Genomic DNA, 24996 nt, shown 5'->3' with positions numbered 1-24996 from the left:
ACCGGATTTTTGTCGGTTCCAGCTTGATATGTCGCCATTTTGCATTCAGAATTGGTGAAAATCATTAAGAAAGGCTGGCCGGGATGGATCAGGACGTAACGGTACGGGAGGATGACGTGCTATTTGCCGTCGATGATGGCATCGGCCGGGTCACCTTCAACCGGCCGCAGGCGCGCAACGCCTTTACCTTCGAGATGTACGAGCGGCTGGCCGAGATCTGCGAACTGGCGAACCGCGACCATGCCATCAAGGTGCTGCTGCTGCGAGGAGCCGGCGACAAGGCGTTTGCCGCGGGCACCGACATCAACCAGTTCCGTGCCTTCAACACGCCGCAGGACGCGCTCGACTACGAGAACCGCATCGATCGCGTGCTCGGCATTCTCGAAACCTGCCGGGTGCCGACCATTGCCGCCATCAACGGCGCCTGCACCGGCGGCGGCGCGGGCATCGCCGCCTGCTGCGATCTGCGCATCGGCACCAGAAGCACGCGGATTGGGTTTCCGATCGCGCGCACGCTCGGCAACTGCCTGTCGATGTCGAATGTCAGCCGCATCACAGCGTTGATCGGCCCGGCGCGCGTCAAGGATCTGATCTTTACTGCACGGCTCGTCGAAGCCGAAGAGGCGGCCTCGGTGGGCCTGCTTAACGAAGTCGTCGATGATCTGGCCGCGCTCGACAAGCGCGCCGACGAGATCGCAAGGCTCGTTGCCGGCAACGCGCCGCTGACGCTGAGCGCGACCAAGCAGGCGGTCGCCCGGCTGCAGCAACGGCTGACGCGCGAGGAGGGCGAGGACCTCATCCTGATGTGCTACACCAGCCAGGATTTCCGTGAAGGGCTCGATGCGTTTCTCACCAAGCGCGCGCCGCAATGGCGCGGCCAATAGGAGCCCGCATGCCCCTTCAAAATGACACGACACCGCGTTCGGGGCCGCTCGCCGGCCTCAAAGTCATCGATCTCACCCATGTGATGGCGGGGCCGACCTGCACCCTGATGCTCGCCGACATGGGCGCCGATGTCATCAAGATCGAGAAATGGCCGAATGGCGACGACACGCGGCACTCGGTGCCGCCGAAGATCGGCGACGAGGCGGCCTCCTTCCTGATGATGAACCGCAACAAGCGGGGCATCGTGCTCGACCTGAAGACCGCAGGCGGCAAGGAGGTGCTGCGGCGGCTGATATCAGGCGCCGACGTGCTGGTCGAGAATTTTGCGCCGGGCGCGATGGAGCGGCTCGGCTTCGGCTATGAGGAGCTGCATAGGAATTTTCCGGCGCTGATCTATTGCTCGCTGTCCGGTTTCGGCCGCACCGGCCCGTACAGGCATCGCCGCGGCTTCGATCTGGTCGCCCAGGCGATGAGCGGCATCATGAGTTTCACGGGCGAACGGCCGGACGGTCCGCCCGTGAAATGTGGCCCGCCGCTGTCCGATATCACGGCCGGACTCTTGGCCAGCATGGGCATCCTTGCCGCCTATTCGCACCGGCTCAAGACCGGTGAAGGGCAATGGGTGGAGACCTCGCTCTACGAGGCGGCGCTGGTTCAGACCTATTGGCAGTCGACGATTGCGCTCGCCAGCAATGTGGCGCCGCGCGCCATGGGCTCGGCGCATCCGCTCAACGCGCCGTACCAGGCGTTCGAGGCATCCGACGGCTGGCTTGTGGTCGGCGGCGCCAACAAGAAGCACTGGCTGTTGATGCTGGAAGCGCTTGGCGCGCTCGAACTGGCGTCCGACCCGCGCTTCGTCAATGGCTCCGACCGCATGGCGAATCTGAAGGAACTCGAAGCCGAACTGAGCGCGCGCTTCCGCAAACAGACGCGGGCGCATTGGCTGGCGGCACTCGACGAGAAGGGCGTGCCCTGCGGCCCCGTGCACGACATGCTGGAAGCGCTGAGCGATCCGCAGACGCTGGCGCGCGACATGGTGGTCGAGGTCGAACATTCGACGCTCGGGCCGGTGAAGACGATTGGACTGCCGGTCAAATTCTCCGCGACGCCCGGCAAGGTGCGTTCGGGAGCGCCTGTTTATGGCGAGCATACGCGCGAAGTGCTGCGCGAACATGGTTTTGATCAGGCGCAGATCGACGCGTTCGAGCGGGAGGGCGCGATCGTTGCCGCATCGGCCGGCCTCAAGGAGCATGTCGCCTGACGAGAAGACGAAAATACCAACGAAAATAAAAAATGCCTACGCGGAGGAAACTATGAAGCTCACGTCAAAACTCGTGCTGTCCACGGCAACGTTCATGCTCGCGGCCGCGCTTCCGGCCGCCGCGGCCTGGCAGCCGCAGAAGCCAATCGAGTTCGTCGCAACCGCAGGGCCGGGCGGCGGCACCGATAATCTCGCGCGCGCGGTCCAGAGCATCATCACCAAATATAAGCTGACCGACCAGCCGGTCGTAGTCGTCAACAAGGGCGGCGGCAGCGGCGCGGAAGGCTATGTCTACGGTAAGGCGTCCGCCGGCGATCCTTACAAGGTGATCTTCGGCACCTCGAACGCGTGGCAGCAGCCGCTCGTCTCCAAGGTCGCCTTCAACTACACCGATCTCACCCCGATCGCGGCCATGGCGCAGGACGAGTTCCTGCTGTGGGTGAAACAGGACGCGCCGTACAGGACCGCGGGTGATTTCCTGAAGGCCGCGGCCGCGACCGAGTTCAAGATGGGCGGCGCGCAGTCCAAGGACACCGATGAGGTGCTGACGCGGATGATCGAGAAGGCGGCGCGCGTCAAATTCACCTACATCCCCTTCAAGAGCGGCGCCGAGGCTGCCGTGCAGCTGGCCGGCGGACATATCGATGCGCACGTCAACAATCCCTCCGAGAGCCTTGGGCAATGGCGCGGCAGTACCCAGCGCCCGCTCTGCGCCTTCAGCCCGAAGCGATTGCCGCAGGGGCCGAAGGTCACGGCCACCGAAGGCTGGAGCGATGTGCCGACGTGCATGGAGCAGGGGCTTGCGATCTCGCAATATGAGCAGCCGCGCACGGTTTGGCTGCCCGGCAAGGTCAGCCCGGAGCAAGCGGCGTTCTACGTCGATCTCATGAAGAAGGTACAGGCAACGCCCGAATGGAAGGATTATATCGAGAAGACCTCGCAGGTTGACACGTTCCTGACCGGAGCTGCGTTCGACGATTTCATCAAGCAGGACCTCGAACACGTGAAGCAGGTCGCGGGCGAACAGGGCTGGCTGGTGAAGTAGGACCGAAAGCGATGATATCACGACGTGCGCTCGAGATTGCCGCCGGGGCGCTGACCGGAATCTTCGGTGTTGTGGTCGTCGTGTCCAGCATCGACAACGGCATCGGCTGGTCGAGTGCCGGCGTCGACGCCGGTACGTTTCCGTTCCTGACCGGAATCATCATCGTGCTCGGCAGTCTTTACAATTTGGGGCAGGGCGCGCTCGGACGCGGCACCCTCGCAATGGTCAGGGTAGCCGTCACGCCGTCCGAGTTGCGCCGCCTCGCGGGGCTGTTCGTTCCGGCCGCGATTTTCGTGGCCGTCATTCCCATGGTTGGAATGTATCTCGCCGCGGCGGGCTATGTTTTTGCGGTCCTGGCCTTGCCGAAACGGCAACCGGTCTTGCGCGCGCTCGTCATCGCCGCGGTTACGCCGCTTGCGCTCTACGTGGTGTTCGAGCGCATGTTCCAGGTGACGCTACCGCACGGCGCGCTCGCCGCCGCGTTCGGTTTTTGAAGGGGCAGGCGATGGAAAACCTTCAATCGCTGCTGCACGGCTTCACCATCGCGGTCACCGTTCCGCATCTGACGCTGATGGTGGTCGGCGTCCTGCTCGGCATCCTCGTCGGCGTTCTGCCGGGCCTGGGTGCGCCAAACGGGGTGTCGCTGTTGCTGCCGCTGACCTTCGGCATGCAGCCGGTGTCGGCGATCATCCTGCTTTCTAGCATGTATTGGGGCGCGCTGTTTGGCGGCTCGGTCACGTCGATCCTGTTCAACATCCCGGGCGAGCCTTCGTCGGTCGCCACGACGTTCGACGGCTATCCGATGGCGCGTGACGGCCGGCCGACGACGGCGCTGGCCACCGCCTTCGGCTCGGCGGCGTTCGGCGCGCTGGTTGGCGTGATCCTGATTACGTTTCTGGCGTCCTGGGTGGCGCAGGTGGCGCTCGCCTTCGGACCGCCCGAATACTTCGCAGTCTATTTCCTGGCCTTCGCCAGTTTCGTCGGCATGGGCGGCGCGGCGCCGATCAAGACGGTGGTGGCACTCGCGATCGGTTTTGCCATCGCCGCGATCGGGATCGATACGGTCTCGGGCAGCGTGCGGCTCACCATGGGTGTCGACGAACTGGTGAAGGGCGTCAGCTTCGTCGTTGCCGTCATGGGGCTGTTTGGCATCGGCGAGTTGCTGATCGCTGTGGAGGAGGAGTTTCAGGCCCGCGCGGTATCGTCGAGAGTGGACTGGAAGGAAGTCTTCCGGGCGCTGGGCCGTCTGCCGCACCATGGCATTGCGTTGCTGCGCAGCGCCGCCATCGGCTGCTGGATGGGTATCACCCCGGGTGGTCCGACCGCGGCTTCCTTCATGAGCTATGGCATCGCCAAGCGCTTCTCGCGCAATGGCGCGCGTTTCGGCACCGGCGAGGCCGAGGGCATCATTGCGCCGGAGACTGCCGACCATGCCGCCGGTACCAGCGCGCTGTTGCCGATGCTTTCGCTCGGTATTCCCGGCTCGGCCACGGCCGCCGTCATGATGGGCGGGCTGATGATCTGGGGATTGAACCCCGGACCGATGCTGTTCGTCGACCAGAAGGATTTCGTCTGGGGGCTGATCGCCTCGATGTATGTCGGCAACATCGTCGCGGTCGCGCTCGTGCTGCTCACCGTTCCCGTGTTCGCCGCCCTCATGCGCATTCCGTTCGCCGTCATCGCGCCCCTGATCGTCATCATCTGCGTGGTCGGCGCCTATTCGGTCTCGAACTCATATCTCGACGTCGTCCTGATGCTCGGCTTCGGTATCGTCGGCTATCTCTTCAAGAAGCTGCATTATCCGCTGGCGCCGTTGGTGCTTGCGATTGTGATCGGTGACAAGGCCGAGGACGCGTTCCGGCAGGCCATGCTGATGTCCAAGGGATCGCTTGGGATATTCTTTGCGAACCGGCTGGTGACGACCCTCGTCCTGGCAGGGATGGCGCTGTTGCTGCTTCCGCTCGCTCTGCAGATCGTGCGTCTGCTGCGAAAATCGGACGAAGCCGCTCATGAAAAGGTGAGGATCATATGAACCTGCATAGCCCCGGCAAGCCGGTGATTGCGCTGGCAATGGGAGACCCCGCCGGCATCAGCCCGGAGCTGACCGCAAAACTCGCCTGCCTCGACGAAATCCGCTCCCGCGCACGCCTGATCGTGATCGGAGACCGCCGCGTTCTCGACGAAGGCGCGCGTGTGGCCGGCGTCAGAACGGACCTGCCAAATGTAGCGCCATCTGCGGACCCTCGAACCATCGGCAGTGACGCCGTCTTTATGGACCTTGGCCATCTCGATCCCGCGACCATCCAACGTGGTGTCGCGAGCCAAGCCGGCGGCGCGTTCGCGCTGGAGAATTATCGTCGCGCGCTCACGCTGGCGCGTGACGGGCGGGCCGATGCCGTCTGCTTCACGCCGTTCAACAAGAAGGCGATGCGGCTCGCGCGCGCGGAGTATGACGACGAGATCGCGTTCTCCGCCGAGATTGTTGGCCTGAAAACGCCAGCCAGCGAGTTCAACGTGCTCGACAGGCTTTGGAATGCCCGCGTCACCTCGCACATCCCGCTCAGGGACGTGGCCTCGCGTCTCTCCATCGAACGGATTCATCGCGCGCTGAAACTGACCGATGCCTGCATGCGACGGGCCGGCTTTGCCGAGCCCCGCATCGCGGTGGCCGGGCTCAATCCGCATGCAGGCGACGGCGGCAATTTCGGCCGCGAGGAGATCGACGTGATCGAACCCGCTGTGATGGCCGGCCGGGCCGACGGAATAGCGGCGGAAGGACCGTTTCCGGCCGACACGGTTTTCCTGCGGGCGAAGAACGGGGCCTTCGATGCGGTGCTGACGATGTACCACGATCAGGGCCAGATCGCGATGAAGCTGATGGGTTTCGATCGCGGCGTTACGATCCTCGGCGGCTTCCCGTTTCCGATCTGCACGCCGGCCCATGGCACAGCCTATGACATCGCAGGCCAGGGTGTCGCCTCGGTTGGTGCCAGCCGCGCGGCTTTGTTGCTCGCGGCTGAGATGGCGGGCGCGGCCAGGGTGGGAAATCGCGCCGCGTGAGGCGCCTGTCTAGGCGGCGGCCCTCAACGCCGCAAAGCCACGCTCGAGATCGGCCTTGAGGTCGTCGATATTCTCCAGGCCGATGTGGAGCCGCAGCGTCGGCCCGCCGGGAGACCATTTGGTCGCAGTGCGATATTCATTGCAGTCGAACGGAATGATAAGACTTTCGAAGCCGCCCCACGAATAGCCCATGCCGAACAGCTTGACCGCATCGAGCAGGGCATCGACCGCCTTCTGCGGCACCGGCTTCAGCACGATACTGAACAGGCCGGAGGCGCCCGTGAAATCGCGCTTCCAGATCGCGTGGCCGGGATGGCTTTCGAGCGCCGGATGCAGGACCTGCAGGACTTCGGGGCGGCCGGCAAGCCAGCGCGCCATTTCGAGGCCCGAGCGATAATGCTGTGCGAGCCGTACCGAGAGCGTACGGGTGCCACGCAACGCAAGGAAGACGTCGTCCGGCCCTGCACAAACGCCGAGCAGGCGGATGCCCTCAGCGAGCAGCGGCCAAGTTTTCGCGTTCGCCGAAATGGTGCCGAACATAATGTCGGAATGGCCGCCGATATATTTGGTGGCGGCCTGCATGCTAATGTCGACGCCCTGGTCGAGCGAGCGGTGAAACAATGGCGTCGCCCAGGTGTTGTCGTCGATGACGAGCGCGTCCCTTGCATGCGCGACTTCGGCGATGGCAGGGATGTCGCTCATTTCAAACGACTGCGAGCCGGGCGCCTCGACCAGCACTGCACGCGTGTTGGGCTTGAACAGCTTTTCGATCCCAGCCCCGACCAGCGGATCGAAATGGGTCACCTCGACGTCGTAACGGGCCAGCATGCCGTTGCAGAAGTTGCGCGAGGGCCGGTAGACGTTGTCGGTCACCAGCAGATGGTCGCCGGCCTTCAGCACCGAGAGCAGGGTGGTGGTGATTGCGGCCAGGCCCGACGGCGCCAGGCCGACGCCTGCGCATTGCGGCCCTTCCAGCGACATCAGCACGTTCTGCAACGCCTGCGTAGTCGGGGTGCCATGGCGCCCGTAGGAGAATTCGGCGCGATGGGCGTGCAGGTCCTCCGCGGTCGGATAGAGCACGGTCGACCCGTGGTACACTGCCGGATTGACGAAACCCCTCTGTCCCTTGGTGTCACGACCGGCGGTGACCAGTCCGGTTTCGGGTTTTTGCGGGTTGAACGGGCCGTCGTTCGAAAAGCTCATGCGTTTGCATTATCCAAGACGTTATGCCGCAGCCACAACTTGATCGCGAAAACACCGTCAGGCGGCGGGTGGGACCGGGAGACTTAATAACAAGAGACAGAAGACGGCAGTCAACCCCTTGACCCGGCACGCCAGTCGTTCTGAGATGCGCGCCAACTAACAGTCGCTGCAAGTTGAGGGGCCTGCCGCGATACCAGATCCACCGCCCGACCGAATGGCACGTCAAATGCACGGTCGGGATGTCGCTTTTCAGCGCGGGATCAGCGGGTTGGCCCCACAACGTCAGGCGTTGCCTAAAAAAACGATCTCCGGACGACCCCCTTGAAAGGCCTTGCCCATGAAACGCGTATCTCTGGTTGTTACCCTTGCCCTGGCCGCCGGTCTCTCGGCCGAGGCCGCCTCGGCGCAAACCCTCAAGACGGTCAAGGACCGGGGCATGCTGTCCTGTGGCGTCAGCCAGGGCCTGCCGGGCTTCTCGACCCCGGACGACAAGGGTAACTGGACCGGGCTCGACGTCGACATTTGCCGGGCGATCGCGGCGGCCATTTTCAACGACGCGACCAAGATCAAGTTCGTGCCGCTCTCGGCCAAGGACCGCTTCACCGCGCTGCAGTCGGGCGAGATCGACGTGCTGTCGCGCAACACCACCTGGACGCTGTCGCGCGACACCTCGCTGGGCGCCAACTTCACCGGCGTCACCTATTATGACGGTCAGGGCTTTCTGGTGAAGAAGTCGCTGAAGGTGAATTCGGCGCTGGAACTGAACAGCGCATCCGTCTGTGTGCAGACCGGCACCACGACCGAGCAGAACCTCGCCGATTACTTCAAGGGCAACAACATGAAGTATGAGGTGATCGCGTTCGGCACCGCCGACGAAACCGTCAAGGCCTACGAATCCGGCCGCTGCGACGTCTTCACCTCCGACGTCTCCCAGCTCTATGCGGAACGGCTGAAGCTGGCCACACCAGCCGATCACGTCGTGTTGCCCGAGGTGATTTCGAAGGAACCGCTCGGACCGATGGTGCGCCATGGCGATGACCAGTGGTTCGACATCGTGAAATGGACGCTGTATGCGATGGTCGGCGCCGAAGAACTCGGCATGACCCAGAAGAACGTCGACGAGGTGGCCAAGTCCGATAAGCCCGAAGTCAAGCGCGCTGTCGGCACCGACGGCAATCTGGGCGAGCAACTCGGCCTGACCAAGGACTGGCTGGTCCGGATCGTGAAGGCGGTCGGCAACTACGGCGAGTCCTTCGAGCGCAATGTCGGCTCCGGCTCCAAGCTCGGCATTGCCCGCGGCCTCAACCAGCTCTGGAGCAAAGGCGGTATCCAGTACGCACCGCCGATCCGCTAAGCGCTAGCGAGAGGGGCTGCGGCGATGGCCATCGAACCCCGAAAACCACCGTCGCAGCTTTTGCCCAAGCTGCAGCGGGCGCTCGGCGGCCGGGCGGGCTGGAGCGGCTTTGTGCTGCAACTCCTGTTCGTCGCCGCGCTCGCCTGGATCTCCTACGAGATCGTCGCCAATGCCCGCGCCAACCTGCAGGCGCAGCGGATCACCGCGGGCTTCGGCTTCCTCGCCAACAATGCGGGTTTTGATGTCAGCCAGAGCCTGATCCCGTATTCGGGATCCGATCCCTACACGCGCGTATTCTTCGTCGGCCTGCTCAACACGTTGCTGGTGTCGGCGATCGGTATCTTCTTCGCCACCCTGATCGGATTCCTCGTCGCACTCGGCCGGCTGTCGCCGAATTGGCTGCTGTCGCGGATCTCGGGCGGCTATGTCGAGCTGATCCGCAACCTGCCGCTCCTGTTCCAGATCCTGTTCTGGTATCTCGCCGTGCTCGCCGCTTTGCCCAATCCACGGCAGAGCATTTCGATATTCGACAGTTTCTTTCTCAGCAACCGCGGGCTGGTAATTCCGAAGCCGATCGGCCAACCCGGTTTTGAGCCTTTCGTCTTCGCCCTGTTGATCGCGATCGTCGCCACGATCGCGTTGTGGCGTTATGCCCGGCGCCAGCTCTTCCAGAGCGGCAAGTTCATCAAGGTCTGGCCCTATGCGCTGGGTCTGTTGATTGGCCTGCCATTGCTCAGCGCATTGATCTTTGGTGCGCCCGTTTCGTTCGAAATCCCGGCCCTCAAGGGTTTCAACTTCGCCGGCGGTTCGCGCGTAATACCGGAATTCGTCGCGCTGACGCTTGCGTTGTCGACCTACACGGCGGCCTTCATCGCCGAGATCGTGCGTGCGGGCATTCTGTCCGTGCATAAAGGCCAGATGGAAGCCGGCTCCTCGCTCGGGCTGCAGCGCGGCTCGGTGCTGCGGCTGATCGTGATCCCGCAGGCGATGCGCGTGATCCTGCCCCCGCTCACCAACCAGTATCTCAATCTCACCAAGAACTCCTCGCTGGCGGTCGCGATCGGCTATCCCGACCTGGTTTCGGTGTTCGCCGGCACCACGCTGAGCCAGACCGGGCAGGCGATTGAAATCATCGGCATCACCATGGGCGTTTATCTCCTGATCTCGCTCGTCACGAGCGCAATCATGAGTTTCTATGGATGGCGGATCAGCCGGAGCATGGGCGGATGAGCGACACCACTTCATCCATATTCGTCCGCCAAGACCTCGTGCCCGAGCGGCCCGCGCCCGTGAAGACCACCGGCTTCATAGGCTTCCTGCGCACGCGCCTGTTCAATTCGCCGACCAATATCCTGATCACGATCATCAGCGTGTTATTGCTGTGGGTCGTCGTCGTTCCCGCGGTGAAATTCGCGCTGGTCGATGCGGTCTGGATCGGCAAGGATCGGACGGCCTGTCTCGCTGAAAACGTCGGACGCCCGGTCGGCGCCTGCTGGCCGTTCATTCAAGCGAAATTTTACCAGTTCATCTATGGCTTCTACCCGGAGCCGGAGCGCTGGCGCGTCAACCTGACCTTCATTCTTGCGGCTATCCTGCTGGTTCCGCTGCTGATTCCGCGGCTGCCGGCCAAGGGTCCCAACGCCGTCCTGTTCTTCCTGGCGTTCCCCGCGGTCGCCTTCTTCCTGCTGCGGGGCGGCGGACTGGGTGGCCTCGGCGTGAGCTGGACCGCCGGGCTGCTGTCTGGCTTCAATGATAGCGTCGGCGACGGCGGCAGGAAGCTGGTGGCGGCGGGCGAGACAACGGCCGTTATTGGACCGTTGCTGTGGGTGATCGGCAAGCTGATCGTGCTGCTGAGCACGCTGGTCGGCTGGGTGTTGCTGCCGTTGACCTGGCTGCGCGATCAGATCCAGTCCTTCGGACGTCCGGTCTGGGCTGACCTCCTGGCGACCACCGTCATCGTCTCTGGCCTGCTATTCTGGCTCAGCGGCGGCCTGCGTACCGGCTGGCGTCCGTTGGCCGCCTGCCTGTCGATCTTTGCCGGTATCGGCCTCGTGATCGCCGTGATGGGGCTCGACAGTGGCGGATTGCCGGAGGTGGATACCCGGCTTTGGGGCGGTCTTCTCGTGACGCTGGTGGTGTCCGTTGTCGGCATCGTCGCCTCGATGCCCGTCGGCATTGCGCTCGCGCTTGGGCGGCGCTCCACCATTCCGCTGATCCGGATCTTCTCGATTGCCTTCATCGAGTTCTGGCGCGGCGTTCCGTTGATTACCGTGCTGTTCTTTGCAACCTATATGCTGCCGCTGTTCGTGCCGGCCGGCTTCACCATCGACGGGCTGATGCGCGCGCTGATCGGCATTGCGCTGTTTGCCGGTGCGTACCAGGCTGAAGTCATCCGCGGGGGTCTGGCGGCCATCCCGCGCGGGCAAGGGGAGGCAGCGAGCGCGCTCGGCTTGTCCTGGGGCAAGACTACGGCGCTGATCGTGATGCCGCAGGCGCTGCGGCATGTCATCCCCGGTCTCGTCAACAGCTTCATCGCTCTTTTCAAGGACACTTCGCTGGTCTCGATCGTTGCGCTATTCGACCTGCTTGGCAGTCTGCGCGCCTCGTTCTCCGATCCGGTGTGGTCGACACCGACGACGCTGTTTACCGGCTTTGCCTTTGTCGGCATCATCTATTTCGTTTTCTGCTTCGGGATGTCGCGTTACTCGCTGTTCGTCGAGAACCGGCTGAACGCCCATCGTCGCAACTGAGTACATCACCATGGCCGCAAACTCGATCGTTGGCATTAACGCACTCAACAAATGGTACGGCGATTTTCACGTGCTGCGCGACATCAACCTCGATGTCGCCAAGGGCGAGCGCATCGTGATCTGCGGCCCCTCAGGCTCGGGCAAGTCGACGCTGATCCGCTGTATCAATGCGCTGGAGGAATTCCAGGAAGGCCAGATCGTGGTCGAGGGCATCGAACTCGGGCCGAACCTGCGTCGAGTGGACGAAGTCCGCCGCGAGGTCGGCATGGTGTTCCAAAGCTTTAACTTGTTTCCGCATTTGACCGTGCTGGAGAACTGCACGCTGGCGCCGATCTGGGTGCGCAACATCCCGAAAAAGGACGCCGAGGCGATGGCGATGAAATTCCTTGAGCGGGTCAAGATCCCGCATCAGGCCAACAAGTATCCGGGCCAGATGTCCGGTGGTCAGCAACAGCGCGTGGCGATTGCCCGCGCGTTGACGATGAACCCGAAAGTGATGCTGTTCGACGAGCCGACGTCGGCGCTCGATCCCGAAATGGTCAAGGAAGTGCTCGACACCATGGTCGATCTTGCCAAGGAAGGCATGACCATGCTGGTCGTCACCCACGAAATGGGATTTGCCCGCGAAGTCGCCAATCGCGTCGTGTTCATGGACGCCGGTCAGGTGATCGAGTCAAACACGCCGCAGGAATTTTTCGCCAATCCGCAGCACGCGCGGACGAAGCTGTTCCTGAGCCAGATCTTAAGGCACTGATCGGGCGACGTAGCCCGGATGGAGCGCAGCGCAATCCGGGACAGCATCGCCGCGGTGAAACCGCCCCGGATTCGCTCCGCTCCATCCGGGCTACAAACGCGCGCTCACACCTTCTCGAACGGCACGTCGATCTTGGTGCGCTTTTCCAGCCATGCCGGCACCGGCAGGTTCTTCGAGCGCATGAACGCCGGATTGAACAGCTTTGACTGATAGCGGCCGCCGGAGTCGGCAAGGAGGGTGACGATGGTCTTGCCAGGTCCGAGCTGTTTAGCAAGCCGGATCGCACCCGCCACGTTGATGCCGGTCGAGCCGCCGAGGCACAGACCTTCCTGCTCGAGCAGCTCGTAGATCACTGTTACGGCTTCCTCGTCCGAAATCAGGAAAGCGTCGTCGACAACAGCGGTCTCGATGATGGGCGTGACGCGGCCCAGCCCGATCCCTTCGGTGATCGAGTCGCCTGGCGTCGATTTGGCAGTACCATTCTTGAACAGCTCGTACATCGCGAAGCCATGCGGATCGGCACAGGCGGTCACGATGTCCTTGTTCTTTTCCTTCAGAAACCGGCTGGTGCCCGCGAGCGTGCCGCCGGTGCCGACCGAGCAGATAAAACCGTCGACCTTGCCGCCGGTCTGCTCCCAGATCTCGGGTCCGGTGGATTCGTAGTGCGCCTTGGCGTTGTCGAGATTGTTCCACTGGTCAGCGAACAGCACGCCGTTTGGCTCCTTCTTGCGAAGCTGGTCGGCCAGCCGCCGCCCGACATGCTGATAGTTGTTCGGATTGGAGTAGGGCAGCGCCGGCACTTCGACGAGCTCGGCGCCGCATAGCCGCAGCATGTCCTTCTTTTCCTGGCTCTGCGTTTCCGGGATCAGGATCAGCGTGCGGTAACCGCGGGCGCTGGCGACCACAGCAAGCCCGATGCCGGTATTGCCGGCGGTTGATTCCACGACGAGCCCGCCAGGCTTGAGGTCGCCGCGCTTCTCGGCCTCCAGGATCATCCATTTGCCGGCGCGGTCCTTGACCGACTGGCCGGGATTCATGAATTCGGCCTTGCCGAGAATGGTGCAGCCGGTCGCTTCGGAAGCGTGCTTCAGCTTGATGAGGGGCGTGTTGCCGATCGCTTCGATGACGTCTTTGTTGAAGGCCATGTCTTTGAAATCGCCGGTTTTGTTTGCCTAATCGTTAGGCGACCCTAAAGGAGGGCCGCCAGCCACACAAGCCAGCGTTGGTGAGGGGCGATCAGCCCGATTTCGCAAACACCACCTGGCGCACATCGATATTTCCGGACAGGAAACCGGCCTCGCAATACGCCAGATAGTATTCCCACAGCCGACGGAAACGGTCGTCGAAACCCGATGGCGTCAGGTTCGGCCAGGCCGCGCGGAAATTGCTTCGCCAGATCGCGAGCGTCTTGGCATAATCTTGCCCAAAGATGCGTTCGCGAATGACGGGAACGCCGAAGCGCTCGCCCAGCGTCTTCAGGATCTGCGGCGAAGGCAGCATGCCGCCCGGAAAGACATAGCGCTGGATGAAATCGACTTCGCGGCGATAGGCCTGGAACAGGCTGTCCTGGATGGTGATCGCCTGGATGCCGGCGAGCCCCCCCGGCAGCAGGCGGTCGCGCAACTGTGAAAAGTACTTTGGCCAGAATTGCTCGCCAACCGCCTCGATCATCTCGATCGAGACGATCCGGTCATAGCGATCACGCTCGTCGCGATAATCCCTGAGCTTGATCTCGACCCTGTCGCTGAGCCCGGCATTGTGAATGCGCGCTTGCGCGAAATCGCGCTGCTCCTTGCTGATGGTGAGGCCGACGACCTTCGCGCCGAACGTCTTGCCAGCGTATTCGGCAAAGCCGCCCCATCCGCAGCCGATCTCCAACAATTTCTGGCCCGGCCGCAGATCGATGGCCTCGGCGAGCCGGCGGTATTTGTTGTGCTGCGCAGCCGTCAGGTCGGGCGTGTGGTCCTCGAACAGGGCCGACGAATAGGTCATGCTGGGATCGAGCCACGCCGAATAGAAGGCGTTGCCGATATCGTAATGCGCATAGATGTTGCGGCGAGCCTGCCGCTTGGTGTTGCGGTTGAGCCAATGCCTGACCGCCTGGAAGGTGCGCGTCAGCGGATTGGCGACCAGCATCGTCTGCATCCAGTCCTGGTTGACGCAGAACAGATAGAGGAATTGCGTGAGATCGGGCGTGTCCCATTCACCGCGCAGAAAGGCTTCGGCGATGCCGATGTCGCCGCCGCGCAGCAGCCGCGAGGCAAAGCCGTAATCGTAAATCTTCATCACGGCGGCAGGGCCCGGCCGGTTGCCGCCCAATCGGACCATGCGGCCGTCGGCCAGTGTCACGTCGAGCGTGCCATGTTGCAGCTTTGAACCAAAGCCCAGCGCCAGCCGGACCATGCGGGGCAATTCCGGAAACGTCGCGTCTACAGTTTCCGATGTCACCGAAATCAACTCGGGCATGGGCGATCCATCGAACGTCGGTTGACCCGGACTTCGCATGACCGATCGGCCCTGCTTCAATCCTTGGCATGGGCGGACAACGCGGGCGAAGTATAATCGTTGGATTTGCCCGTCGCCAAGCCAGTATTGAAGGCTGCGTCCTTCCGCGGGACCAGCCGCATGCCCGTGAGCCAGAGCCGCAGCGCCTTCCTCAATGCTCTGCTGGTTGAAGGTGAGGATGTCACGGAGCATCCAGAGACAGGAGGGCGACAACAGGTTGCGAGGCTGCGCGAACAACCCGCGTGTGGTCTCGAACCAGTTATTGCCGCCGCCTTTCCACTCGAAGCGGCCGGTGTCCGCCGTCACCGCAAAACTCATGCAGCTTTCGACGGTTTCGACGCCGAGATGGGCGAACAGCGCCGTGAGGTCCGGATAATTCTGTTCGTTGTACACGATGAAGCCGATGTCGACCGCAAGCCGCGCGCCATCATAGTCGATGCTGACGGTATGGCTGTGGCCGCCGGGCCTAAGTTCGCGGTCGTAGACGGTGACCGGATAATGTTTCGACAAGGTCCAGGCCGCGGCATTGCCGCTGATTCCCGTACCACCACCGCGACCCGCATTTTGGGGCCCTCCATTGCACGGTGCGAGATACGGGGGCTGTTCCCGGAGTTTCAAATCGGCCACAGGCCGGGGCCTCGCTGTGCGATGAGCCGGTGTCGGACGCTAGAACAGGGGAAAAAACCCATGAAATCTTCGTAAGAATTCGGCGGCCCTGCGGCGTCCCGAAATTGTTCCAAGCCCTATAAAACAAGGGTAGAGAGCTCTTTGCCGCCCGTTTTACGCACCTAAAAGCACGATCGGCGAGGGGCTGCGCGGGGCTGTCCGCGTGCAGATCGCAAGGCTAGTATCGGGCTCGGATCCAACGGAAGCATCACCCCCGTGAACCTACCCCAGCCCATCAGGAGAAGCGCGCGCATTGCGCCGGGCCGGGATTTGTCCGGTGGAGAACGGGTGTGACCCAGCGAATTGCAATGGCTGCGATCAAAGCGTGGCCTGTTCTCATCGCGGACGGCAAGCGACTGGCGCGATGGCTTACCAAGCTTGGCCTCGTCGCCAGCTCCGCAGGCTGTATCCTGACCAAGGATCTTCCCGATCCTGCGCTCGACATACCCGACGGCTACAAGGCGGCCCGGCTTTCGAAGGCCGCGGACGCGCCGCCAACGCTCGACTGGTGGCGTGGCTTCCGTTCGCGGGAGCTGACGGGCCTGATGGAAGAAGCGCAGACTGTCAATCTGGATATCGCAGCCGCCACCGCGCGGTTCAGGCAGGCCGATGCGCAGGCACGAATCGCGGGCGCGGCGCTGCTGCCAAGTCTCAGCGGCAGCGGCTCGGAGAGCTATTCCCGCACCTCCGGATCGAGCGCCAGCGGTCTGTCCATTGGCGGCCGCGAGGTGGTCAATTACTCGGGCTCGCTCAGCGCCAGCTACGAGCTGGATTTCTGGGGCAAGAATCGCGAAGCCGCCCAAGCGGCGGAAGAGACCGCGGTCGCCAACCGTTTCGATCGCGACGTCGTGGCGCTGACCACGCTGACGACGGTTGGCAACGCCTATTTCCAGGTGCTGGCGGCGCAGGACCGGATTCGCACCGCGCAGCGAAATATCGCCAGCGCCGAGCGCATCCTCAATGCCATCCGCGACCGCTTCAAGGCCGGCACCGGCACCGACCTTGATGTCGCTCAGCAGGAGAGCATTCTCGCCAACCAGCGCGCGCTGGTGCCGCCGCTGCGGCAGACGCTCGACCAGAATATCAACGCGCTGGCAACGCTAGTGTCGCGGCCGCCGGAAGCCGTGCGTGTCACCGGGGGGTCGCTCAACCAGATCGCCGCGCCCCGAGTCACGCCGGGCCTGCCTTCTGAGTTGCTGACGCAACGGCCTGACATCCGCCGCCAGGAAGCCCAGCTCGCCTCGGCGACCGCCAATATCGGCAACGCCCGCGCGCAGTTCTTTCCGAGCATTCAATTGACCGGGCAGGGCGGCTATCAAAGCTCGGCGTTGGCCTCGCTGTTTCAACCGCATGCCGCGTTCTTCAGCATGGTCGGCAGCCTGACCCAACCGATCTTCGATGGCGGCAGGATCCTCGGCAATTTCGAGTTCACCAAGGCGCGGCAGGACGAACTGCTGCAAACCTACCGCAAGACGGTGGTGCAAGCCTTTGCCGATGTCGACAACGCCCTGATGTCGATTCGCCAGACAACGGAGAAACTGCGGCTTCAGCGCGAGGTCGTGGCGGCGTCGCGGCGGGCGTTTGAATTGTCCGAGCAACAGTTGCGGGCAGGAACCGCTGACATCGTGGTTGTGCTAAATACGCAGCTGACATTGTTCCAGGCGGAGGATGCGCTGTCGCAGGCCCAACTGGCCCGGCTGCTGGCGATCGTCAGTCTCTATCAGGCGCTGGGGGGCGGCTGGGAGCCTAGGATGGAAAGGCCGGTCAATGCTCTTTAAGCCGGAAGTAAAGGACACGAAGACGGCGGGCAAGCGCGTCGCGCGCGGCATTGGCCGGCGGATGGTGTCGCTTTCGATCACGCTGTTGATTCTGGGCGGCCTCGGCTATCTCGGCTGGAACGCCTTTCAGCAGAAGCAGAGCGGCCGCGGCGGTCCCGGCGCACGTCCCGATCTCCCGGTGCCGGTGTTGGCGGCGACACCGCGAACGCAGGACGTGCCCGTCTATCTCGATGCCGTGGGCTCGGTCCGCGCGCTGAACACGGTGACGGTGCGCGCACAGGTCGACGGCAAGCTGATCAAGGTGAACTTCGTCGAAGGCCAGGACGTCAAGCAGGGCGACGTGCTGGCCGAGATCGATCCCGTCATCTACCAGGCGCAGTACGATCAGGCGGTGGCGAAGAAGGCGCAGGACGAGGCGCTGCTCGCCAACCAGAAGCTCGATCTGGCGCGCTATCAGCAACTTGCCGCATCCAACGCCGGCTCCAAGCAGCAGGCCGATACGCAGCGCGCCGTGGTCGCCCAGCAGGAAGCACTGGTGCAGGCCGATCAGGCCGCGATCGATAATGCCAAGGCGATGCTCGGCTACACCAAGGTGATCGCGCCGTTGTCCGGGCGCGCCGGCCTGCGCCAGGTCGACCAGGGCAACATCATCCGCGCCTCTGATGTTACCGGCCTCGTCATCATCACCCAATTGCAGCCGATCGCGGTGCAGTTCAGCCTGCCGCAGCAGCAGATCGTGCGGGTCAACGCCGCCGCCGCCAAGGGTGTGTTGACGGTGGACGTGTTCGGCAACGACAGCGTGACGGTCATCGATACAGGTACGCTCAAAGGCATCGACAATCAGGTCGACCCGACCACCGGCACGCTGAAGCTCAAGGCCGAATTTCCCAACGCCAAATTCCAGCTCTGGCCCGGACAATTCGTCAATGTGCGGCTGAAGGTCGAGACGCTGGAGAAGGCGATCGTGGTGCCCGCGTCGGCCGTGCAGCGCGGCCCCGTCGGTACGTTCAGCTATGTGATCGGCCCCGACAATGTCGCGACCGCGAAGCCGGTCGTGGTGACGCAGCAGAACGAGAATGACGCCGTGATCGCGAGCGGGCTTACCACCTCGGACCGCGTCGTGACCACCGGCTTTGCCAATTTGTCCGACGGCGCCAAGGTGCTGATCGGGACGGACGATCGGGCACCGACCGCCGACCTCGCGCCACGCAAGCGCAGCCGTTCGCCGGACGCCAAGGGAGGTCAGGGCAAAGACGGACAGGCCCAGCAAGGCAAGGATGGTCAGGGCAAGGAAACTCAGGGCAAAGACGTCGAGCACCGCGGCAAGCGCGAGCGCGGCGAGGGCGATCAGAAGGGACAAACCGGCCCGGCACCAGCCGAGCCAACGGGCGGCGCTGCGAAGTCGCAGCCATGATTGACGCCGCCCGCCTGAAATGAATTCGCAAGTGAGCACGCAACCATGAGCGTCTCCGAACCGTTCATCCGCCGGCCGATCGCGACCTCGCTACTCGGGATCGCGCTGATGATCGGCGGTGCGCTCGGCTATTGGGCGCTGCCGGTATCGGCGCTGCCGCAGGTCGATTTCCCGACGGTGCAGGTGACGACGCAACTGCCGGGCGCGAGCCCCGACGTGGTGGCATCCCTGATCACCGCGCCGCTGGAGCGCCAGCTCGGGCAGATCCCGTCGCTGTCGTCGATGCAGTCGACCAGTTCGTTCGGCGTCAGCCAGATTTCGCTGCAGTTCGACCTCAACCGCGACATCGACGGCGCGACCCAGGATGTACAGGCGGCGATCAATGCGGCGGCAGGTATTCTGCCAAAGAATCTGCCGTATCCGCCGACCTACGCCAAGGTGAACCCGGCGGATGCGCCGGTCCTGACACTGGCGCTGACATCGGAGACGATTTCGCTGCGCGCGATGAGCGATATCGCCGATACGATCCTGGGCCAGCGGCTCAGCCAGATTTCCGGTGTCGGGCGCGTTGCGATCCTCGGCGGGCTCAAGCCTGCGGTGCGGGTGCAGGCCGATCTGGCGCGGCTCGCGGCCTATGGCATCTCGATGGAAGATTTGCGTAACGCCATTGCGGGCGCCAACGTCTCAGGGCCGAAGGGATCGCTCGACGGCGCGCAGCAGGCCTACACCATCGCCGCCAATGACCAGATTGCGGCGGCGGAGGCCTACAAGCCCATCATCATCGCCTATCGCAACGGCTCACCTGTCACGATCGGCGACGTCGCCATCATCATCGACGGGTTGGAAAACGACCGGACCGGCGGTTGGTATCAGGGCACGCCGGCGGTGATTATCGATATCCAGCGGCAACCCGGCGCCAACGTGATCGAGGTCGTCCGGCAGATCCGCGCGGAAATCCCAAAAGTGCAGCGCGCGATTCCGGCTGGCGTCAATTTGACCATCGTCTCCGACCGCACCGTCACCATCCGCGCCTCGGTGCGGGACGTGCAGTTCACGCTGATCCTTTCCGTGGTGCTGGTCACGCTGGTGGTGTTGCTGTTCCTGCGATCGCTGCGGGCGACCCTGATCGCGGGCGTGGCGCTGCCGCTCTCGCTGATCACGAGCTTCGGCATCATGTATTTTTCCGGCTTCAGCCTCGACAATCTGTCGCTGATGGCGCTGACGATCGGCACCGGATTCGTGGTCGACGACGCCATCGTGATGATCGAGAACATCGTCCGCCACATGGAAAACGGCGAATCCGTGATGGAGGCGTCGCTGAAGGGCGCCAGCGAAATCGGCTTTACCGTGATTTCGCTGACGGTATCGCTGATCGCGGTCTTCATCCCACTTCTGTTCATGTCCGGACTGGTCGGGCGCATGTTCCGCGAATTTGCGCTCACGCTGACGATTGCGGTCGTGACCTCGGCGATCGTATCGCTGACGCTGACGCCGATGATGTGTTCGCGGCTATTGAAGCATGTCGGCGAGGAGATGACGGTCCCGGGGCTTGCCGCCGTCAGCCGCTTCATCGATCGCATGGTCGCCTTCTATCATCGCACGCTGCTGTGGGTGCTGCAGCGCCAGCGCGCGACGCTTCTGGTGACGTTCGGCACCATTGCCGCGACGCTCTTCATGTATGTGATCGCGCCGAAGGGCTTTTTGCCGCTGCAGGACACTGCTTCGATTACGGCGGTGACAGAAGCCGGCCCCGACGTTTCCTTTGCGGAGATGCAGACCCGGCAGGCGGAGGCCGCGGCTGCGATCCAGGCCGATCCGGATGTGATCGGCGTGGTTTCCGTGATCGGGGCGGGCTCGGTCAATCCGACCACCAATGTCGGGCGCCTGGTGATGACGCTTAGGCCACGCGGCGAGCGGCACGACGATATTTCCGTCGTGGTCGACAGGCTGAAGCAACGCACCGCGTCGATTCCCGGCATGACGATCTATTTCCAGCCGGTGCAGGACGTGCAGATCTCGACCCAGTCGAGCCGCTCGCAATACCAATATACGCTGACCGGGACCGATGCCGCGCAGGTGGCGCTGTGGTCGCAAAAGCTCGTCGCCGAAATGCGCCGGGATCCACTATTCCGCGACGTCTCGTCGGAAGCGCAGGAAGGCGGCTTGCGCGCCGCGCTCAACATCGATCGCCAGCGCGCCGGCCAGCTCGGCGTCAGCATCCAGGCGGTTAACGACACCCTCAACGATGCCTTCGCGCAGCGGCAGATTTCGACCATCTACGGCCAGGCCAACCAGTATCGCGTGGTGCTGGAGGCGATGCCGATGTACCAGCGCGATCCGTCGATCCTGTCAAAGCTCTATCTGCCGGGGGCCGCGAGTACCACCGCCGGCGCGCCGGGCGCCCAGGTGCCGCTATCGGCGGTGGCGACGCTGACCCGCACCACGGCGCCGCTGGCAATTTCGCATCTGGCGCAGTTTCCAGCCGTCTCGCTCAGTTTCAACCTCGCGCCCGGCGAGGCGCTGGGCGATGCGGTCGAGGCGGTCAAGAAGATCGAGACCAGGATCGGCATGCCCGGCAGCATCGCCGGCGTCTATGCGGGTGATGCGGCCGAGTTCTCGAAATCGCTCGCCGGGCAGCCATGGCTCATCCTGGCGGCGATCGTAACAATCTACATCGTGCTTGGCGTGCTCTACGAAAGCTACATTCACCCGATTACGATTCTCTCGACGCTGCCGTCAGCCGGCGTCGGCGCCATTCTGGCGCTGATGCTGTTCGGGCAGGACCTGTCGGTGATCGGCCTGATCGGCATTATCTTGCTGATGGGCATCGTCAAGAAGAACGCGATCATGATGATCGATTTCGCGCTGGAGGCGGAGCGGCACCAGGGCATGTCGCCCTCGGACGCGATCGTGCAAGCCTGTCTGTTGCGTTTCCGGCCGATCATGATGACGACGCTGGCGGCGCTGTTCGGCGCGCTGCCGCTGGCGATCGAAAGCGGCACCGGCGCCGAGCTGCGCTTTCCGCTCGGCATTTCGATCATCGGCGGCTTGCTGCTGAGCCAGTTGCTGACGCTGTATACGACGCCGGTGATCTATCTGGCGCTCGACCGGATCAATCGCAAAATCGAGAAGGCCGTGCCGGACCCGGGGCCGCCCGGACCCACGGTTGCGGGCGCCACCGAGGGGATGCAGTAGATGGCATCGATCTCGGAGCCCTTCATCCGCCGGCCGGTGGGCACCACGCTGCTGGCGATCGGGCTCTTTCTGGTCGGCATGGTCGCGTATGTCTTTCTGCCGGTATCGTCGGTACCCAACGTCGATTTTCCGATGATCCGGGTGTCCGCCACGCGTCCGGGCGCCGATCCTTCCATCATGGCCTCGACCGTTGCAGCCCCACTGGAACGCCGGCTCGGCCAGATCGCGGGCCTCGACCAGATCACCTCGACCAGTTCGCTCGGCACCACCAGCATCCAGCTGCAATTCTCGATCGGCCGCAATATCGACCGTGCCGCGCGCGACGTACAAGCCGCGATCAATGCGTCGCTGGCGGATCTGCCGAGCGACCTGCCGTCGCTGCCGCGATTCCGCAAGGCCAATCCCGCGGCCGCGCCGGTGTTCGTGCTGGCGCTGACGTCGAAGACGCTGACAACCAGCGCGATGTATGATGTCGCCGATACCGTGATCGCGCAGCGTATCTCGCAGGTGCCAGGTGTCGGCGAAGTGAACGTCACCGGCGCTGACCAGCCCGCTGTGCGCATCGCGCTCAATCCGGTGGCGCTGTCGAATGCCGGAATCGCCACCGACGACGTGCGGCTCGCCATCATCAACGCCAATCCGCTGGGGCCGGTCGGCATCTTCAACGGCGGCCGCCAGAGCGAGACGATTGCGACCAACAAGCAGATGCGCACCGCGGCCGAATTCCGCGACATCATCGTCAAGAGTTCGGCCGGCAATTTCGTCCGCCTTGCCGATGTCGCCGATGTCGAGGACTCCGTCCGCAACAGCCGCTCGATCGCCTGGTTCAACAAGCAGCCGGCGGTCCTGATTCAGATCACCAAGCAAGGCGATGCCAACGTCATCGACACTGTCGACCGGGTGCGGGCGCTGTTGCCGGAATTGAAGCAGTGGCTGCCCGGCGGAGTGGAGATTTCGACCCTCGTCGACCGCACCGGCACCATCCGCGCCAGCGTGCTCGACATGCAGTTCACGCTGCTGGCGACTGCGTTCCTGGTGATGATCGTCGTGTTTGCGTTCCTGCGCCGGCTGACGCCGACGATTGCAGCCGGCGTCTCGGTGCCGCTGGCTTTGGCCGGCACCTGCGCCGGCATGTGGCTCGCCGGCTTCTCGATCGACAATCTGTCGCTGATGGCGCTCGCGATTTCCGTGGGCTTCGTGGTCGACGACGCCATCGTCATGATCGAGAACATGTACCGCAACCTCGAACATGGCATGGCGCCCTATCCGGCGGCACTCGAGGGCGCCAAGCAGATCGGCTTTACCGTGCTGTCGATCAGCCTGTCGCTGATCGCGGCTTTTACGCCGTTGATTTTCATGGACGGGATCGTCGGCCGCTTGCTGCGCGAGTTCTCGCTGACGCTGACCTTTGCCATCGTGGTCTCGACCGTCGTCTCGCTGACGATCACGCCGATGATCTGCGCGCATTACATCAAGGAGGCGACCTCCGATCGCGCGACCTGGTTCGACCGCCTGGTCGAGGGCACGCTGTCGCGCATCGTTTCCTTCTACACCTGGACCCTGCGGGCGGTGCTCGGCTTCCCGTTCCTCACCCTGCTCGTGTTCTTTGCCACCATCGCGCTGACGGTGGTGCTCTATATTAAAACCCCCAAGGGCTATTTCCCGACCGACGACAGCGGTTTTGTGATCGGCGCGACACGCGCATCCCCCGACACGTCCTTTCAGGCGATGCTCGGGCTGCAGCAGCAACTGGCCGATATCGTGATGGCCGATCCGGCGGTCGCCGGCGTCGGCTCTTCGCTCGGCGGCAGCGCAGGTCCGGGCGGCGGCGGTTCCAATCGCGGCACCATGTTCATCAGCTTGAAGCCGCCGGAAGAGCGGGCAGGGATGTCGACGGCGCAGGTGATCGATCGTCTGCGGCGCAATCTCTACCGGGTGGCAGGCATCCGCCTGTTCATGTTCGCGGCGCAGGACATTCGCACCGGCGGCCGGCAGAGCGATTCCGATTACCAGTATACCCTATCCAGTACCAACCTCGATCTCCTGCAGAAATGGGCGCCGCTGGTTGCCAAGCGCATGGAGACGGTGGAGGGAATCACCGACATCTCGAGCGATCGCGATCCCGGCGGGCTGCAATTGTCGCTGGTGATCGACCGCAAGACCGCTTCGAGCTTAGGGGTTCGCGTCCAGGACATCGACAACGCCCTGAACAACGCGTTCGCGCAGAGGCAGATTTCGATCATCTATACCCAGCGCAACCAGTACATGGTGGTGCTGGAGATCGATCCGAAATTCCAGAGCGACCCTGCCAACCTCGAGCGCATCTTCGTGGCCGGCGCCAACGACGCCCAGGTGCCGCTGTCGGCGGTGGTGCGCTACCAGCGCGGCCTGTCGCCGCTCGCGGTATACCACTCGCAATCTTTTCCTTCGACCACGGTCTCGTTCAATCTCCTGCCCGACGTGCCGCTGGAGGTCGCGACGTCGAATATCCAGCGCGCGGTCGAGGAACTGCACATGCCGGAAGGCATCCGCGGCAGCTTTGACGGCAATGCTGGCGATTTCAACAGGACCAGCGGCCGGCAGCCGCTGTTGATCCTCGGGGCACTGGTGGCGATGTATATCGTGCTCGGCGTACTCTATGAGAGCCTGGCGCATCCGATCACGATCATCTCGACCTTGCCGTCCGCAGGCCTCGGCGCGCTGCTGGCGCTGCAGGTGACGAATACGCCGCTGACCGTGATCGCCTTTGTCGGCATCATCCTGCTGATTGGCATCGTCAAGAAGAACGGCATCATGATGGTTGATTTCGCGCTCGATGCCGAGCGCAACCGCGGCCTGTCGTCGGCGGAAGCGATCTTCGAGGCGTGCCGCGTCCGCTTCCGGCCGATCCTGATGACGACGATGGCGGCGTTGTTCGCCGGTATTCCGCTGGTCATTGCCACCGGCCCCGGCACCGAGCTGCGCCGGCCGCTCGGCATCACCATCATCGGCGGATTGTTCGTCTCGCAAATCCTGACGCTGTACACGACGCCGGTGATCTACCTCCTGATCGACCGGCTGCGGCAGCGATCCCGGCCGGCCGCGATTGCCGCGCCTGCCGAATAGTTGAATTACTCGCCACGAAGC

17 protein-coding genes and 1 pseudogene are annotated in these 24996 nt (G+C 63.5%); 14 read left to right on the top strand and 4 right to left on the bottom strand.

Annotation, left to right across the window (positions count from 1 at the left end; translation table 11 throughout):
• Window positions 1–83: 83 nt before the first annotated feature.
• The 6 genes from HCN58_RS12240 to HCN58_RS12215 are packed head-to-tail and all read left to right on the top strand — an operon-like array spanning window position 84 to window position 6251.
• Window positions 84–884, top strand: a complete 801-nt coding sequence (locus HCN58_RS12240; RefSeq protein WP_171579647.1) for an enoyl-CoA hydratase/isomerase family protein — start codon at window positions 84–86, stop codon at window positions 882–884.
• An 8-nt stretch (window positions 885–892) separates the two neighbouring features.
• The gene (locus HCN58_RS12235) at window positions 893–2146 is read left to right on the top strand and encodes a CaiB/BaiF CoA transferase family protein (protein ID WP_171579646.1); all 1254 of its coding nucleotides are present in this window, start codon (window positions 893–895) and stop codon (window positions 2144–2146) included.
• Window positions 2147–2198: 52 nt separating this feature from the next.
• Window positions 2199–3191, top strand: coding sequence for a tripartite tricarboxylate transporter substrate binding protein (locus tag HCN58_RS12230; protein WP_171579645.1), 993 nt, complete (start codon window positions 2199–2201; stop codon window positions 3189–3191).
• Window positions 3192–3202: 11 nt separating this feature from the next.
• Complete coding sequence (locus HCN58_RS12225) at window positions 3203–3685, top strand: tripartite tricarboxylate transporter TctB family protein (protein WP_171579644.1); 483 nt, start codon at window positions 3203–3205, stop codon at window positions 3683–3685.
• Between the two features lie 11 nt (window positions 3686–3696).
• A complete protein-coding gene (locus HCN58_RS12220) occupies window positions 3697–5223 on the top strand; it encodes a tripartite tricarboxylate transporter permease (RefSeq protein ID WP_171579643.1) in 1527 nt (508 codons plus the stop codon).
• Complete coding sequence (locus HCN58_RS12215; protein WP_171579642.1) at window positions 5220–6251, top strand: 4-hydroxythreonine-4-phosphate dehydrogenase PdxA; 1032 nt, start codon at window positions 5220–5222, stop codon at window positions 6249–6251. Before HCN58_RS12220 ends, HCN58_RS12215 begins: the two co-directional genes overlap by 4 nt.
• A 9-nt stretch (window positions 6252–6260) precedes the next feature.
• Here the strand turns inward: HCN58_RS12215 and metC are convergent, their stop codons facing one another.
• Window positions 6261–7454 (bottom strand): cystathionine beta-lyase, encoded by a 1194-nt coding sequence (gene metC / locus HCN58_RS12210; protein WP_171579641.1) that lies wholly within the window; start codon window positions 7452–7454, stop codon window positions 6261–6263.
• Between the two features lie 337 nt (window positions 7455–7791).
• On the opposite strand from metC, the gene HCN58_RS12205 reads away from it, so the two are divergent.
• From HCN58_RS12205 to HCN58_RS12190, 4 genes are read left to right on the top strand one after another with little or no spacing between them, the layout of a single operon-like run.
• Window positions 7792–8808: an amino acid ABC transporter substrate-binding protein gene (locus tag HCN58_RS12205; protein ID WP_171579640.1), complete on the top strand. Its 1017-nt coding sequence runs from the start codon at window positions 7792–7794 to the stop codon at window positions 8806–8808.
• A gap of 24 nt (window positions 8809–8832) precedes the next feature.
• Entirely contained in the window at window positions 8833–10038 is a 1206-nt protein-coding gene (locus HCN58_RS12200) for an amino acid ABC transporter permease (RefSeq protein ID WP_171579639.1), read from the top strand.
• A complete protein-coding gene (locus tag HCN58_RS12195; protein ID WP_171579638.1) occupies window positions 10035–11558 on the top strand; it encodes an amino acid ABC transporter permease in 1524 nt (507 codons plus the stop codon). Before HCN58_RS12200 ends, HCN58_RS12195 begins: the two co-directional genes overlap by 4 nt.
• A gap of 10 nt (window positions 11559–11568) precedes the next feature.
• Window positions 11569–12312 (top strand): amino acid ABC transporter ATP-binding protein, encoded by a 744-nt coding sequence (locus HCN58_RS12190; protein ID WP_171579637.1) that lies wholly within the window; start codon window positions 11569–11571, stop codon window positions 12310–12312.
• Window positions 12313–12416: 104 nt separating this feature from the next.
• Here the strand turns inward: HCN58_RS12190 and HCN58_RS12185 are convergent, their stop codons facing one another.
• The 3 genes and pseudogenes from HCN58_RS12185 to HCN58_RS36730 form a co-directional block, all read right to left on the bottom strand.
• A complete protein-coding gene (locus tag HCN58_RS12185; protein WP_171579636.1) occupies window positions 12417–13457 on the bottom strand; it encodes a cysteine synthase A in 1041 nt (346 codons plus the stop codon).
• 91 nt (window positions 13458–13548) lie between these two features.
• Complete coding sequence (locus HCN58_RS12180) at window positions 13549–14778, bottom strand: SAM-dependent methyltransferase (RefSeq protein WP_171580343.1); 1230 nt, start codon at window positions 14776–14778, stop codon at window positions 13549–13551.
• Between the two features lie 261 nt (window positions 14779–15039).
• Window positions 15040–15444: pseudogene (locus HCN58_RS36730) on the bottom strand (NAD(P)-binding protein); the annotation flags it as partial.
• Between the two features lie 347 nt (window positions 15445–15791).
• On the opposite strand from HCN58_RS36730, the gene HCN58_RS12170 reads away from it, so the two are divergent.
• From HCN58_RS12170 to HCN58_RS12155, 4 genes are read left to right on the top strand one after another with little or no spacing between them, the layout of a single operon-like run.
• The gene (locus HCN58_RS12170; protein ID WP_171580342.1) at window positions 15792–17261 is read left to right on the top strand and encodes an efflux transporter outer membrane subunit; all 1470 of its coding nucleotides are present in this window, start codon (window positions 15792–15794) and stop codon (window positions 17259–17261) included.
• Window positions 17251–18675: an efflux RND transporter periplasmic adaptor subunit gene (locus HCN58_RS12165; protein ID WP_171579635.1), complete on the top strand. Its 1425-nt coding sequence runs from the start codon at window positions 17251–17253 to the stop codon at window positions 18673–18675. Before HCN58_RS12170 ends, HCN58_RS12165 begins: the two co-directional genes overlap by 11 nt.
• A gap of 45 nt (window positions 18676–18720) precedes the next feature.
• Window positions 18721–21870: an efflux RND transporter permease subunit gene (locus HCN58_RS12160; protein WP_171579634.1), complete on the top strand. Its 3150-nt coding sequence runs from the start codon at window positions 18721–18723 to the stop codon at window positions 21868–21870.
• Window positions 21871–24975, top strand: coding sequence for an efflux RND transporter permease subunit (locus HCN58_RS12155; RefSeq protein WP_171579633.1), 3105 nt, complete (start codon window positions 21871–21873; stop codon window positions 24973–24975). It abuts the gene before it with no gap.
• Window positions 24976–24996: the final 21 nt, after the last annotated feature.

It is taken from the genome of Bradyrhizobium australiense (assembly GCF_013114825.1).
Lineage (GTDB): Bacteria > Pseudomonadota > Alphaproteobacteria > Rhizobiales > Xanthobacteraceae > Bradyrhizobium > Bradyrhizobium australiense.
The sequence above is the reverse complement of the archived record's forward strand: the minus strand, read 5'-3'. Positions and strand labels throughout refer to the sequence as shown.